Genomic DNA, 14,682 nt, shown 5'->3' with positions numbered 1-14,682 from the left:
GGTTTTCATCATGATAGAAGCTGTACATATCGGCAAGTCGTTCTATTTGTCTCCGGAGAACAAAGGCCGCTTCGCTTCGGTGCGCACCTTGTTTTCCCGGGAGCAGCGTGAGGTCAAGGCTGTAGACGACATCTCCTTTTCCATCGGGGAAGGGGAGTTCGTCGGCTACATCGGCCCGAACGGAGCGGGGAAGTCGACCACGATCAAGATGCTGTCCGGCATTTTGCACCCCAGTCGGGGAGAAATCCGCATCGGCGGCTACAGTCCGCAAAAAGACCGGATACAGGTCGCTTCGCGCATCGGCGTCGTCTTCGGGCAGCGAACACAGCTGTGGTGGGACTTGCCCGTCAAAGATTCGTTCGAGATTTTGCAGGCGATGTACAAAATCGATTCGCGCACGTATCGGCGCTCGATGGAGCTTTACCAGGAGCTTCTGGATATGCGCGAATTTCTGGATACACCTGTGCGCAAACTGTCGCTCGGACAGCGGATGAGAGCGGATTTGGCAGCAGCGCTTTTGCACGATCCGCCTGTGCTGTTTTTGGATGAGCCGACAATCGGGCTGGATGTGGTCGCCAAGACGCGCATCCGCGCCTTTTTAAAAGAAGTGAACGAGACGCAGAAAAAGACGATCCTGCTGACGACGCATGACATGGACGATATCGAGCAATTGTGCAAGCGGATTATCGTCATCAATCACGGCAAAAAGATGATGGACACGACATTGGATGACATGCGCCGCCAAATCGGTTTGCCCAGTCTGATTCAGGTTGAATATCGCCAGCCGCCAAGCCTGGGTGCCGAGTTGGCAGGGATTGAACGGCTGGAGTTGTCCGGCAATGTTTTGTCCGTTCATTTTGACAAAGGAAAAATTTCTTCGCCGCGCATCCTGGCAGAAGTGGCTGGCTGGGGTGAGCCTTTGGACATCCAGATGAAAGAACCCGGGATTGAGGAGATCATTCGGCTAATGTACCGCTAGGGAGAGCTACCCATTTTCAAGAACTTTACTTGTAATTGCCAACGTTCTCCCTTATACTGTTTTGGTACCTGGTATTAAAAACAGCTCGCAATCATACATATCCGAAACAAGAATCTTGCTAGGGGGTGTTTCGCATCGCCCGCTTGCCAAAAAAAGACCGCCAGACCCGCTTGGTGCAGTCGCTGGCGGATAATCCATTTGCGACGGACGAAGATCTGGCTGAGTTATTTCATGTCAGCATTCAAACAATACGACTAGATCGATTGGAGCTTGGGATTCCGGAGCTTCGGGAGCGGATCAAATCGGTTGCGGAGAAAAGCCTTGATCCCGTGAAGTCGTTGGGGATTGAGGAAGTAATCGGGGAGATCATCGACTTGCAGCTCGATTCCCAAGCTATTTCCGTATTGGAAATAAAAGAAGAGCACGTTTTTTCCAAAACACAAATTGCCCGGGGCCATTATATTTTTGCCCAGGCTAACTCTTTGGCAGTAGCAGTCATTAATGCCGATGTCGCGCTGACAGCTACAGCCCGGATTCGCTTTGTGCGCCCCGTGCGCATTGGCGAAAAGCTGGTCGCGAAGGCAGTAGTACGCAGCCGAGACGGCGACGAGTGCAAAGTGCGCGTGGAGACGAAAGTTCAAGGTGAATTGGTCTTTACAGCGACATTCCGGGTTGTGGAAATGACTGTCGCACAAAATCGGCATGAATGAGAGGTAAGGAGGAGACACGGTTGCGAATTGCAGTTGATGCGATGGGCGGCGACAACGCACCAAAAAGTACAGTATTAGGAGCACTTGCTGCCATCAAGGAAAACCCGGCCATTACGGTTGTACTGGTGGGAGATGAACAAGCCATTCGGAACCACTTGCCGCAAGACGCGCCGGCAAACATCGAGATTGTTCCTACGACAGAAGTGATTTTGCCAGATGATGAGCCGGTTCGAGCTGTACGTCGCAAGAAAAATTCCTCGCTGGTTGTTGCAGTTGAGATGGCACGTGAAAAGATCGTGGATGCAGCGATTTCGGCGGGAAACACGGGTGCGCTCATGACGGCAGGTTTGCTGTACACGGGCCGCATGGAAGGCATCGAGCGCCCGGCGCTGGCCGCTTATATCCCGAATAAAAAAGGCCGCGTAACACTCACACTTGATGTGGGGGCCAACATGGATGCGAAGCCGCATCACCTGCTGCAATACGCGGTGATGGGCAGCCTGTACGCAGAAAAAGTGCTTGGATTCGAAAATCCAAAAGTAGGACTGCTCAACGTAGGGACAGAAGAAGGCAAAGGGAATGAGCTGACCAAAGCGGTGTTCCCGCTGCTGTCCCAGGCAGACCTGAATTTCGTCGGCAATGTGGAAGCGCGCGACGTCATGGAAGGGGCATGTGACGTGCTAGTTTGTGACGGCTTCGTCGGCAACGTGCTGCTGAAAGCGGTAGAGGGCGCTGCTTCCACAATCTTTTCGCAGTTGAAGCAGGAGTTTACTTCGAGTCTGATTAATAAAGTAGGAGCGGCCATCTTAAAGCCGGGACTCATGCGCTTCAAGAAGAAAATGGACTACGCGGAATACGGGGGAGCGCCGTTATTGGGCTTGAAAAGTCCTGTGATCAAGGCTCATGGCTCCTCTGACGAGAGAGCGATGAAAAACGCGATTGCCAGCGCAGCTCGCTTTGTGCGGCAAGATGTCAATGAAGTCATTGCGCAGGCACTACAGAAAAATATAACGGGAGAAAGCGAGTGAGGCAGATGGATAAAAAGCGTTCAGTAGGCATTTTGGCTACAGGTTCTTACACCCCTGACAGGGTGCTTAGCAACTTCGATCTGGAAAAAATGGTGGAAACATCTGATGAGTGGATTGTTTCCCGTACTGGAATCCGGGAACGCCGGATCTGCTCGACTGAGCAAGCATCTTCTGATCTCGCTTACGAAGCTGCGAAAAAAGCGTTGGCAAAAGCCAACATCAGCGCAGAGCAACTGGACATGATTATCGTCGCTACGGTGACGCCGGACACGATGTTCCCATCCACTGCCTGCATTTTGCAGGAAAAGCTGGGAGCAAAGCGTGCGGCTGCGGTAGATTTGTCTGCTGCCTGCACCGGCTTTTTGTACGGCATTACGACAGCGACCCAGTTCATCGCCAATGGGTTTTACAAGCACATTTTGGTGGTAGGGGTTGAAACGCTGTCCAAAATTACGAACTATAAAGACCGCAATACTTGCGTGCTGTTTGGCGACGGAGCGGGTGCTGCTGTCATCGGCGAAGTGAAAGAAGGCTTCGGCTTCCAGTCGTTTGAATTGGGTGCAGACGGATCGGGCGGACCTTTGCTGTGTCTGCCAGCGGGCGGCTCGCGCATCCCTGCTTCCAGCGAATCGGTGGAAAACGATCTGCACTATTTGGCCATGGCGGGCGGAGAGGTGTTCAAATTCGCTGTGCGCGTGATGAACTCTGCAACAGAAGCGGTTCTTGCCAAAGCGGGCGTAGACCGCGAAAATATCGATCTGCTCGTGCCGCACCAGGCGAACAAGCGAATTATCGATTCGGCTGTGCAACGCTTCGGCTTGTCCGAAGAAAAGGTGGCGATCAACCTCGACCGTTACGGCAACATGTCTTCTGCATCGATTCCGGTTGCACTCGATGAAGCGGTCGAAGCTGGACGCATCAAAGAAGGCGACAATGTGATTCTCGTAGGCTTTGGCGGCGGATTGACTTGGGGAGCGACACTCTTGAAATGGTCGACCACGCCAGCAGAAGGGAGCGGACAGTAGTGGGGAAAGTAGCATTTGTTTTTCCGGGGCAGGGCTCGCAATTCGTAGGAATGGGCCAAGCGCTCAGTGAACAGTCGGAGGCAGCCCGCCACATTTTTCAGCAGGCAGATGAAGCGCTCGGCTTTTCGCTGTCCGGCTTGTGCTTCAACGGCCCGGAAGAAGAACTGAAGCTGACGGCTAACACGCAGCCGGCGATTTTGACGGCGAGCGTCGCGGTATTGGCAGCTTTGAAAGAACAGCGTCCTGACTTCACTCCGGCATTCGTGGCTGGACACAGTCTGGGCGAATATTCGGCACTGGTTGCAGCAGGAGCGTTGTCTTTTGCTGACGCGGTAAAAACGGTCCGTGCACGCGGTCAATTCATGGAAGAAGCGGTTCCGGCAGGGCAAGGCGCGATGGCAGCTGTCCTGAACATGGAGCGCTCCGCTTTGCAAGCGATTTGCGAAGACGTGACTGCTTCCGGACACCCGGTACAACCGGCGAACATGAACTGTCCGGGCCAAATTGTCATCTCCGGTTCCGCCGAAGGTGTCAAACTGGCTGGCGAGCAGGCGAAGGCAGCGGGGGCGAAGCGTGTTCTGCCGCTGAACGTAAGCGGACCGTTCCACTCCAGCCTCATGCAGCCTGCTGCGGATAAATTGCAGGCCGTGCTTGCAGGCGTATCTGTCCGGGAAGCAACCGTTCCGGTCGTGGCAAACGTAACGGCGCGACCTGTTACCGAAGCGGCGGCGATTGTGGAACAACTGGTTTCGCAAGTATCGGCTCCAGTTCTGTGGGAGGATTCCGTACAGTGGATGGTGGAAGCGGGCGTGACCACTTTTGTGGAGATCGGGCCAGGAAAAGTGCTTGCTGGACTGATCAAAAAAATCGCTCCGGCAGACACGACGATTATTTCTGTACAGGATATGGAGTCCTTGACTGAGCTTTTGAACGGAGGGGTATTATGCTAACAGGAAAAACAGCACTCGTCACAGGCGCTTCCCGCGGAATCGGCCGCGCGATCGCACTCAAGCTGGCCGCAGCAGGAGCGAATGTGGTCGTTAACTACGCAGGAAGCGAAGCGGCAGCCAGTGAAACAGTCGCGATGATCAAGGAGCTCGGCCGCGACGCCATCATGGTTCGCGCCAATGTGTCCTCGACAGAAGAAGTGGGCGACATGTTCAAAGCGGCGCTCGATCACTTCGGGACCATCGACATTCTCGTCAACAACGCAGGGATTACCCGCGATAACTTGTTGATGCGCATGAAAGAAGAAGAGTGGGATGACGTCATCGCCACGAATCTCAAAGGCGTGTTCAACTGCCTGAAAGCAGCTACTCGTCCGATGATGAAGCAGCGTTCGGGAAAAATCATCAACATCACGTCCGTTGTAGGTGTACTCGGCAATGCAGGACAAGCAAACTACGTAGCGGCTAAAGCAGGCGTCATCGGTCTGACCAAGACTGCTGCACGCGAGCTGGCGAGCCGTGGCATCACCGTGAACGCGGTAGCGCCAGGTTTCATCGCTACAGAAATGACAGACGTCCTGCCGGAAGACATCAAAGCGGGCCTGATCAGCCAGATTCCGCTCGCCCGTCTCGGTCAAACCGAAGACATCGCGTCTGTTGTTTTGTTCCTTGCTTCTGATGCAGCCAACTACATGACAGGCCAAACCTTGCATGTAGACGGCGGCATGTATATGTAAACTGGTTTTTTGAAAGCTCATCCACTATAATACGGGAGAGGGGGTGAAGCAAGATGGCAGATACATTGGAACGCGTGAAGAAAATCATCGTCGATCGTCTGGGTGTAGATGAGTCCAAGATTACTTTGGAAGCTTCTTTCAAAGAAGACCTGGGCGCTGACTCCCTGGATGTAGTGGAACTCGTAATGGAACTCGAAGACGAGTTTGATTTAGAGATTTCTGACGAAGATGCTGAAAAGATCACTTCTGTTGGTGAGGTTGTTAAATACATAGAATCTCACAAGTAGATCCATCAGTTGGAAGTCCCGTACCATACGGGACTTCTCCTTCAATTGCAGAGAATACATACGGGGAAGCTATGTTGGGCATGAAGTGTAAGTAACAGGCTGACTGCTGACTTTCATATAGAGGTGATCGCAATGAAACGAAGAGTGGTGATTACGGGCGTCGGTGTTATTTCTCCGGTGGGAAATGACGCGCAGACCTTCTGGAACAGTTTGCTGGAAGGAAAATCAGGCATTGACCGCCTGACTGCTTTTGACGCTACTGATTATCCGACACAGATTGCGGGAGAAGTAAAAGACTTCAATCCCGAGCTGTATATGGACAAAAAAGAAATACGACGTACAGACCGATTCGTTCAGTTTGGATTGGCTGCTGCCAAAATGGCGGTAGAGGATGCGAAACTGGAAATCACGCCAGAAAATGCGGAACGAGTGGGTGTATACATCGGGTCCGGTATTGGCGGGCTGTCTACATGGGAAGAGCAGCATTCCGTGCTGTTGGAAAAAGGACCGCGCCGCGTGAGTCCGTTCTTTATTCCGATGCTGATTGCGAACATGGCGTCTGGAGCAGTATCGATCCAATACGGTGCAAAAGGGCCAACATCCAGTGCGATTACCGCATGTGCAACGGGGACGAACGCAATCGGCGACGCTCTGCGTTTGATCCAGTTTGATCATGCCGACGTGATGATCGCAGGTGGAGCGGAAGCGACCGTTCGCCCGATGGCGTTTGCCGGCTTTTGTTCCGCCAAAGCGATGTCCACGCGCAACGACGAGCCGCAAAAAGCATCCCGTCCTTTTGACAAGGATCGCGATGGTTTTGTCATGGGAGAAGGGGCAGGCGTCCTGATCCTGGAAGAACTCGAGCATGCGAAAAAGCGCGGCGCGAACATCATCGCCGAAGTGATCGGCTATGGCATGAGTGCTGACGCCCATCACATCACTTCTCCATCTCCAGGGGGAGAAGGGGCTGCGCGCTGCATGAAAAACGCCCTGCGTGACGCGGGAATCGACCCGACAGAAGTAGGCTATATCAACGCACACGGAACTTCCACTGACCAAGGGGATATCGCAGAAACGCAGGCGATTAAAGACGTCTTTGGCGAACACGCTTACAAGCTGGCTGTCAGCTCCACCAAGTCGATGACAGGCCATTTGCTCGGCGCCACAGGCGGTATTGAAGCGATCGCGACTGCTTTCGCTCTGCGCGATCAGGTGCTTCCTCCTACCATCAACCTGGAAAATCCTGATCCGGAATGTGATCTCGACTATGTTCCTAACCATGCGCGCAAGGCGACCGTCCATGTGGCTGTGTCCAATACATTTGGATTCGGCGGTCATAATGCTACGGTGATCCTGAAGCGATACGAAGCATAAATGAGCCCTACTGAGAGAAAAAGTAGGCAGTCTCCTGGAATGGTGGTGAGGGTGATGAATTTTGCGCAGCTGCAAGAGAAGATCGGCTTTCGCTTTCATGATGAAAGCGTTCTGCGGCAGGCATTCACCCATTCTTCCTACGTGAACGAGCAACGCGGCAAACGGATATCAGACAATGAACGGCTGGAATTTTTGGGAGATGCGGTGCTCGAATTGACGGTTTCCCAGTTTTTGTACAAAACTTTTCCCAAGATGAGCGAGGGAGAGATGACAAAACTGCGGGCAGCGATTGTCTGTGAGCCTTCTCTGGTTAAATTTGCTGAGCTACTGAATTTTGGCGATCTCGTTTTGCTGGGAAAAGGGGAAGAGCTGACGGGCGGCCGTCAGCGACCTGCCTTGCTAGCGGACGTATTTGAAGCTTTTGTTGGCGCCCTCTATTTGGATCAGGGCCTGGATGCCGTGTTTTCTTTTATGGAAAAATACGTTTATCCGAGAATCGACAAGGGAGAGTTTGCCCAGGTTACAGACTTCAAGAGCCAGTTGCAGGAATTTGTTCAACAGGACAATCTGGGAGACATCCAGTATCGCATTGTAGAAGAAAAAGGACCAGCTCACAATCGAGAGTTCGTATCTGAGGTGCTTTTGAACAATCGTTCGCTTGGCATCGGCTCGGGCCGCTCCAAAAAGGAAGCGGAACAGCAGGCCGCCGCGCGGGCATTGGTAAAGCTGGGGGATAAATAAAAGCTCGGAAAAGGGAGCTGCATCATCTGCGAAAGGCAGGTGGTGTAGCTTTCTTTGTTCCGACTTGGAAAAGCTGGGAAAATACTGCGTGATGACGGCTTTCTATGATACACTTAACGGGGAAAGACCCAAGAAACCTCGCAGTGGAGTAGCTCCTGTCTCATGCAGGAGCTCTTTTCGGGTACCCATCCAATCTGGGCCGCGTGTTTTGCCGGATTCGGCGGATAACAGCAGGTGGCGAGCAAACAGGGTGGGGTTTGGTAAGGAGGATCGTACGTATGTATTTGAAACGTCTGGAGCTGGCAGGATTCAAATCTTTTGCCGACAGGACGGAATTGGAGTTCGTACCGGGAGTGACAGCAGTAGTCGGCCCGAACGGAAGCGGCAAAAGCAACGTTTCCGACTCGATTCGCTGGGTGCTCGGGGAACAAAGCGCCAAATCGCTGCGCGGGGCGAAGATGGAAGATATCATTTTCGCGGGCAGCGACAAGCGCAAGCCAGTGAATTTTGCTGAAGTGACATTAACCTTGGATAATACCGATCGCTCGCTTGATGTGGAATATTCGGAGGTTTCCGTTACGCGCAGAGTGTACCGCTCTGGCGACAGTGAGTATTACATAAACAACCGATCGTGCCGCTTGAAAGATATTATGGAGCTGTTTATGGATACGGGTCTGGGAAAAGAAGCGTATTCCATTATCGGTCAGGGAAAAATCGAAGAAATCCTCAGTACCAAATCGGAAGATCGCCGGGGAATTTTTGAAGAGGCAGCGGGAATCGTCAAGTACAAGACCCGCAAGCGAGAGGCCGAGAAGAAGCTGGACGACACGGAGCAAAACCTGATTCGCATCCACGATATCGTCAGCGAGATCACGGAGCAGATTGGACCGTTGCAGGAGCAGGCCGAGACGGCGAAAACCTACAAGGAGCTGCACCGCAAGCTGGTCGAGCATGAAGTGGCTCTGTACGTGCAACAAATCGAGGCGGCCCATACGAAGTGGGAGGCTGCCTCGCAGCGTGTGCAGGAACTGCGCGAGCAACTGATTACGCAAACGACGGAAGCGAGCAAGCACGAAGCGGATTTGGAGCAAGCCCGCTTTTCTGTCACGCAAATCGACCAGTCGATTGAGGAGTTGCAGCAAGTTCTTTTGACCGTGAGCGAGGAAACCGAAAAAGTAGAAGGCCAGCGCGAAGTATTGCGCGAGCGGATGCGCAACTTGAGTGCCAATCGCCAGCAGACGATGGAGCAAATGCACAAGCTGACGGAAAAGCAGCATGCGCTCGAAGCAGAGCTTGCAGAAGAAAAGCAGCGCGTGCAGGAAGCGGAGCAGCGAATGACAGAGGCCCATGCCTCCTTGCAGGAAGCCGAAGGCCAGTTTTTCGCCATGGTGCAATCGTTGACGGATGACGTGGAGCGCTTGAAAGGCGACTATTTTGAAAAGCTCAACGAAATGGCGAACCTGCGCAACGAAATTCGTCACCAGCAGCAATTGGTGCAAACTTCTCAGGCGCGTGTCGACCGTCAGCTGTCTGGAAAAGAGCAGCTCGATCTCGAAGAAGTGCAGCGTCAGGTCAAAATCGCCGAACTGCAAGAGCGGTTGGCCAAAATCGAGCAAACGATACAAGATACGGTGGCGAGGTACAAGCAATTGCTGGACGGTCTGCGCGACGGACAAGCCCGGATGGAGCAGGTTCGCCGGGAGCTTCGCCAGTCCGAACAGCGCAGGGAAGCGGCCAAGTCGCGACTCGATCTGATCAAGGAAATGCAGTCCGAATTTGCCGGATTCCAGCAAGGGGTAAAAGAAATTCTCAAAGCCCGTGAGCGAGGCTTCAAAGGAATCCACGGTGCGGTAGCCGAGCTGGTCGTCGTGCCGCAGCAATACGAGACAGCCATTGAAGTTGCGCTCGGCGGGGCATTGCAAAATGTCGTCGTGGACGACGAGGCAGCCGGGCGCGCAGCGATTGCTTATTTGAAGCAGCACAATGCAGGCCGCGCTACCTTTTTGCCGCTGGATGTCATTCGGCCGCGCACCTTGCAGGCACAAGACAAGCAGCAGCTGGCAAAAGAAGGCGGCGTTGTCGGGATCGCCAGCGAGCTTGTTTCGTTTGAGGAAACGTACCGCCCGATTTTGGAGAGCATGCTCGGCAATGTCATCATTACGGAAAAATTGGAGCAGGCCAACCGTGTCGCGCGTACACTCGGCTATCGGTATCGCGTCGTTACGCTCGAAGGGGATATTGTCAACGCAGGCGGTTCGATGACAGGGGGAGCGCTGAAGAAAAACAGCACCAACCTTCTCGGCCGCAATCGGCAGGCAGATGAGCTGGAAGCGCAGATGCGTGAAATCGAAGAGGCAATTTCTGGACATACTACGCTAATGGAGCAACTGACCAGTGAGCTTGGCCGTATGGAAGAAGAGCAAGAAACGCTTCGCTCGGAAGGGGAAGCCTTGCGGTTGAAGGAGCAGGAAGTCAAGGGCCTGTTGCAGCAGGCGGAAGCAGAAGGGCGTTCGCTGGGCGAGCGGGCCAAGCTGGTTGAGCAGGACATCGCCGCTTACCAGCGGGAAAGAGAAGAAGCTTCCGAGAAGCAGGAACAATTGCAAGCCTCCCTCGTTGTGCTGGAACAAGAGGAACAGCAGCTGAATGCGCTGATTGCCGAGGCGGAAGCCAAGCGTCAGGAGCAGCTGGAATCAAAAGAAGAGATGAATCAGAAAATTACCAGCCTCAAAGTATTGAACGCCCAGGTGAAGCAGGAGCATCAATCCCGACTGGAGCAAACGGAGCGCTTGTTGGAACAAAAAAGCTTGCTTCAGCGCGAGTGGGAGGAGCAAAATGCGAATCTGGCTGCTCTCGACGAGCTGGAACAGACGAATGAATCGTCAGGACTGGAACTGGACCAGCGCATCGCGGAGTTGCGCCAGGACAAAGAGCGGGTAGCCGGGCTGATTTCCGAGCGGCGCAACGAGCGGGCGACCCTTTTCCACAAACAAGAGCAGGTTGAAGTACATGTAAAAGAAATTCGCAGAGAAGTCAAAAGTCTGGAAGAGAAGCTTCACCAGGAAGAAGTGAAAGTCAACCGGGGTGAGGTGGAACTCGACCATCTGTTGAATAAACTCTCCGAAGAATACGAAATGAGCTACGATCTGGCGAAGCAGAAATACCCGCCACGCGGAGACTTGCAAGAGGAAACGCAAATCGTCGCCAAAATCAAAAAGCAAATCGCTGCGCTCGGCACCGTAAACCTCGGAGCCATCGAGGAGTACGAGCGTCTCTCGGAGCGCCAGCAGTTTTTGAGCGCCCAGGAAGCCGATTTGAATGAAGCGAAAGATATGCTCTACCAGGTGATTCAGGAGATGGACGCGGAGATGTCGCGCCGCTTCAAGGAGACGTTTGAAGCGATTTCCGAGCAGTTCCGCGATGTGTTCGTGCAATTGTTCGGCGGAGGTCGCGCCGACTTGCTTCTGTCCAACCCGGACAACCTGCTCGAAACGGGGATCGACATCGTAGCGCAGCCGCCGGGCAAAAAGCTGCAAAATCTGGCTCTGCTCTCCGGGGGCGAGCGCGCGCTGACGGCGATGGCTCTGTTGTTTGCCATCCTGCGTGTCAAACCTGTGCCATTTTGCGTACTGGACGAGGTGGAAGCCGCGCTGGATGAAGCCAATGTCAACCGATTTGCCGAGTACATGCAGCATTTCAGCCGCCAGACGCAGTTTATTTGCGTGACACACCGCAAAGGCACGATGGAGAGCGCTGACGTCCTGTACGGAATCACGATGCAGGAAGGCGGCGTGTCCAAGCTGGTTTCCGTCAAGCTGGAGGACAGCGACAAATTCGTGGAGTCGGCCTCGTAACGGGGCGTGACATTTCTTGCGCCCAAGCGCAATATGGATGAGAAAACAATAGCCGCAAAGGAAGATGATCATGAGTTTTTTCAAGCGCCTTCGTGACGCGATCGTGCAAAAATCCGAAGAGGTAACGCAAAAGTTTACCGACGGATTGGCGAAAACGAGAGATTTGCTGGTGGAAAAAGTGGAGGACCTCGTCCGCCGCTACAAAAAAATCGACGACGACTTCTTTGATGAACTGGAAGAAATCTTGATCACGTCCGATGTCGGGGTCAACACCGTAATGGAGCTGATCGACGATTTGCGGTCGGAAGTGCGTAAACAAAAAATCGAAAACGCCCTGGACCTGCAACCGATCCTTTCCGAGAAGCTCGTCAACTTGTTGAAAAACGACGAAGCAGCAGACAGCTCTCTCAACATCGAGGACGGACGTCTGAACGTTGTGCTGTTTGTCGGCGTTAACGGCGTGGGCAAAACCACGACCATCGGAAAAATGGCGCACATGTTCAAGCAGCAAGGGAAAAACGTGCTGCTCGCAGCAGGCGATACGTTCCGGGCGGCAGCGATCGAGCAACTGGAAGTATGGGGAGAGCGCGTCGGTGTCGACGTCATCAAGCAACAGCAAGGCTCCGATCCGGCTGCCGTCATCTACGATGCGATCCAGGCTGCCAAATCGCGCAAAGTCGATGTGCTTTTGTGCGATACGGCTGGACGTCTGCAAAACAAAGTCAATCTTATGGAAGAACTGGCGAAGGTGCACCGCGTTTTGCAGCGCGAACTGCCAGGCGCTCCGCACGAAGTCTTGCTCGTCCTCGACGCGACGACAGGCCAAAACGCGCTGTCCCAGGCGAAAACATTCGGGCAGTCTGCCGGAGTGACCGGACTCGTTCTGACCAAGCTTGACGGAACGGCGAAGGGCGGTATCGTCATCGCGATCCGCAATGAGCTGAACATCCCGGTCAAATACGTCGGTCTGGGCGAGAAGATGGATGACTTGCAAGCATTCGATCCGGAACAGTTTGTACACGCCTTGTTTGCCGGATTGATTCAAAAAGATGAAGCCGAAGAGCAAGAAAACGCGTAATATCATAATGTCTGGAACGTCAAAAAAAGATGTCAACAAAAATGCTTGACACTAGGTGTGGAATTAGGTACTATAATCTACGTGCTGTAAAGAAAAAGCCTTTACAGTTTCGAAACGAGTACCTCACAGCAAAGGATTGGTTTCATGTTAGAAAAGACCAATCAAGTCAATCTCTTGTTTGACTTTTATGCACCGTTACTCAAAGGCAAGCAGCGAGAATATCTGGAGCTGTATTATCTGGATGACTTGTCGCTCGGAGAAATCGCGGAAATGCACGAGGTCAGTCGACAAGCTGTTTACGACCACATCAAGCGGGCGGAAAAGCAGTTGTTCGAATACGACCAGAAGCTTAATCTGGCACATCGCCACGAGAAGCGGATGGAAGTGCTGGCACGAATGAATGAGCTTGTAAATGGGCTTGCAGAGAGCGAGACAAGAGACGAGCTGAATACTTTGCTCCACCAACTGTCAGAGATGGATTAGGAGGGCTCGCATGGCGTTTGAAAGCTTGGCCAATCGGCTGCAAAACGCATTTGACAAACTGCGCGGCAGAGGAAAAATTGACGAAACAGTCGTCAACGAAGCAATGCGGGAAGTTCGCCTTGCCCTGCTGGAAGCAGATGTTAACTTCAAAGTAGTAAAAGACTTCGTCGCTCGCGTCAAAGAGCGCGCAGTCGGCCAGGAAGTCATGAAAAGCCTGACACCAGGTCAAATGGTTATCAAAATCGTGAATGAAGAGCTGGTCGCCCTGATGGGTGGCAATGTCGCTCAATTGACGATGGCGCACCGCCCGCCGACTGTCATCATGATGGCAGGTTTGCAAGGGGCAGGGAAAACGACCACAACTGGTAAGCTGGCCAAGTATTTGCAAAAGCAAAACAAGAAGCCGCTTCTGGTGGCAGCGGACATTTACCGTCCGGCTGCGATCAAGCAGCTGCAAGTTTTGGGGGAGCAGTTGAATGTTCCCGTCTTCTCTCTCGGAGATCAAGTCAGTCCTGTTGATATCGCCCGGCAAGCGATCGAACATGCGAAAACAAACCATCTGGATGTCGTGATTCTCGATACGGCAGGTCGCCTGCACATCGATGAAGCGCTGATGGATGAGTTGAAGCAAATTCGCGAAGTTGCCAAGCCCGATGAGATTTTGCTCGTCGTGGACTCGATGACAGGTCAAGATGCCGTCAATGTAGCGGAGAGCTTCAACAGCCAGCTCGAACTGACTGGCGTGGTTCTCACCAAGCTCGACGGTGATACCCGAGGCGGTGCGGCACTGTCCGTCAAAGCTGTCACTGGAAAGCCGATCAAGTTTGCGGCGATGGGTGAAAAGCTGGATGCGCTCGAACCGTTCCATCCGGATCGCATGGCTTCCCGCATTTTGGGAATGGGCGATGTGCTCAGCCTGATCGAAAAGGCGCAAGCATCTGTGGATGAAGAGAAAGCGCGCGACATGGAGCGCCAGATGCGTCAAGGGGAATTTACCTTCGACATGTTCTTGGATTCCATGCAGCAGTTACGCAACTTGGGGCCTTTCGAAGACATTCTCGGCATGTTGCCAGGAATGAACAAGATGAAAGGCAAAATGAACGTGGACGAGAAGCAGATTGCCCGCGTGGAAGCAATCGCCAAATCCATGACCAAAGCGGAGCGCGCCAATCCTGATCTGTTGAACGCCAACCGCCGCAAGCGCATTGCAAACGGCAGCGGCACAAGCATTCAGGAAGTGAATCGGTTCATCAAACAATTCGAGGAAATGAAGAAGATGATGAAGCAATTCTCTGGTGCCGCAGACAAAATGGTCAAGAAGTCGAAGAAAAAAGGCGGCTTCGGACTACCGTTCATGGGCAAGGGCGGAGGAAACAACCAAGGCGGCATGAACTTCCCCTTCAATTTCAAACCACCGTTCAAGTAAGCATTGCATGATCTCT

The 14,682-nt window shown here is 53.2% G+C and carries 13 protein-coding genes; all 13 read left to right on the top strand.

Going from position 1 to position 14,682, the window contains the following annotated elements; genetic code table 11:
* The first annotated feature begins 10 nt into the window (after positions 1-10).
* The 13 genes from HP435_RS17160 (at position 11) to ffh (ending at position 14,666) form a co-directional block, all read left to right on the top strand.
* Positions 11-979, top strand: coding sequence for an ABC transporter ATP-binding protein (locus tag HP435_RS17160; protein ID WP_173598892.1), 969 nt, complete (start codon positions 11-13; stop codon positions 977-979).
* Between the two features lie 125 nt (positions 980-1,104).
* Positions 1,105-1,689 carry a transcription factor FapR gene (fapR, locus tag HP435_RS17155; protein WP_122965162.1) on the top strand — a complete coding sequence of 195 codons (585 nt, stop codon included), beginning with the start codon at positions 1,105-1,107 and terminating at the stop codon, positions 1,687-1,689.
* Positions 1,690-1,709: 20 nt separating this feature from the next.
* The gene (gene plsX / locus HP435_RS17150) at positions 1,710-2,717 is read left to right on the top strand and encodes a phosphate acyltransferase PlsX (protein WP_173598891.1); all 1,008 of its coding nucleotides are present in this window, start codon (positions 1,710-1,712) and stop codon (positions 2,715-2,717) included.
* 5 nt (positions 2,718-2,722) lie between these two features.
* Positions 2,723-3,742 (top strand): beta-ketoacyl-ACP synthase III, encoded by a 1,020-nt coding sequence (locus HP435_RS17145; protein WP_122965479.1) that lies wholly within the window; start codon positions 2,723-2,725, stop codon positions 3,740-3,742.
* Entirely contained in the window at positions 3,742-4,692 is a 951-nt protein-coding gene (fabD, locus tag HP435_RS17140; RefSeq protein WP_173598890.1) for an ACP S-malonyltransferase, read from the top strand. The genes HP435_RS17145 and fabD overlap by 1 nt, the downstream gene beginning before the upstream one ends.
* Positions 4,686-5,426: a 3-oxoacyl-[acyl-carrier-protein] reductase gene (gene fabG / locus HP435_RS17135; protein WP_122965165.1), complete on the top strand. Its 741-nt coding sequence runs from the start codon at positions 4,686-4,688 to the stop codon at positions 5,424-5,426. The genes fabD and fabG overlap by 7 nt, the downstream gene beginning before the upstream one ends.
* Before the next feature lie 53 nt (positions 5,427-5,479).
* Positions 5,480-5,713 carry an acyl carrier protein gene (acpP, locus tag HP435_RS17130; protein ID WP_005834336.1) on the top strand — a complete coding sequence of 78 codons (234 nt, stop codon included), beginning with the start codon at positions 5,480-5,482 and terminating at the stop codon, positions 5,711-5,713.
* A gap of 132 nt (positions 5,714-5,845) precedes the next feature.
* Positions 5,846-7,087 carry a beta-ketoacyl-ACP synthase II gene (gene fabF / locus HP435_RS17125; RefSeq protein WP_063227674.1) on the top strand — a complete coding sequence of 414 codons (1,242 nt, stop codon included), beginning with the start codon at positions 5,846-5,848 and terminating at the stop codon, positions 7,085-7,087.
* A 54-nt stretch (positions 7,088-7,141) separates the two neighbouring features.
* A complete protein-coding gene (gene rnc, locus HP435_RS17120; RefSeq protein ID WP_269747568.1) occupies positions 7,142-7,828 on the top strand; it encodes a ribonuclease III in 687 nt (228 codons plus the stop codon).
* A 278-nt stretch (positions 7,829-8,106) separates the two neighbouring features.
* The gene (gene smc / locus HP435_RS17115) at positions 8,107-11,679 is read left to right on the top strand and encodes a chromosome segregation protein SMC (protein ID WP_173598889.1); all 3,573 of its coding nucleotides are present in this window, start codon (positions 8,107-8,109) and stop codon (positions 11,677-11,679) included.
* A gap of 70 nt (positions 11,680-11,749) precedes the next feature.
* Positions 11,750-12,757, top strand: a complete 1,008-nt coding sequence (ftsY, locus tag HP435_RS17110; protein WP_122965167.1) for a signal recognition particle-docking protein FtsY — start codon at positions 11,750-11,752, stop codon at positions 12,755-12,757.
* A 144-nt stretch (positions 12,758-12,901) separates the two neighbouring features.
* A complete protein-coding gene (locus HP435_RS17105; RefSeq protein WP_063227670.1) occupies positions 12,902-13,240 on the top strand; it encodes a putative DNA-binding protein in 339 nt (112 codons plus the stop codon).
* 10 nt (positions 13,241-13,250) lie between these two features.
* Positions 13,251-14,666 (top strand): signal recognition particle protein, encoded by a 1,416-nt coding sequence (gene ffh, locus HP435_RS17100; RefSeq protein WP_063227669.1) that lies wholly within the window; start codon positions 13,251-13,253, stop codon positions 14,664-14,666.
* Positions 14,667-14,682: the final 16 nt, after the last annotated feature.

It is taken from the genome of Brevibacillus sp. HD3.3A (assembly GCF_013284375.2).
In the GTDB taxonomy this organism is placed as follows: domain Bacteria; phylum Bacillota; class Bacilli; order Brevibacillales; family Brevibacillaceae; genus Brevibacillus; species Brevibacillus parabrevis.
Note: the sequence above shows the minus strand (reverse complement) of the source record. Positions and strands in the feature narration are given on the sequence as shown.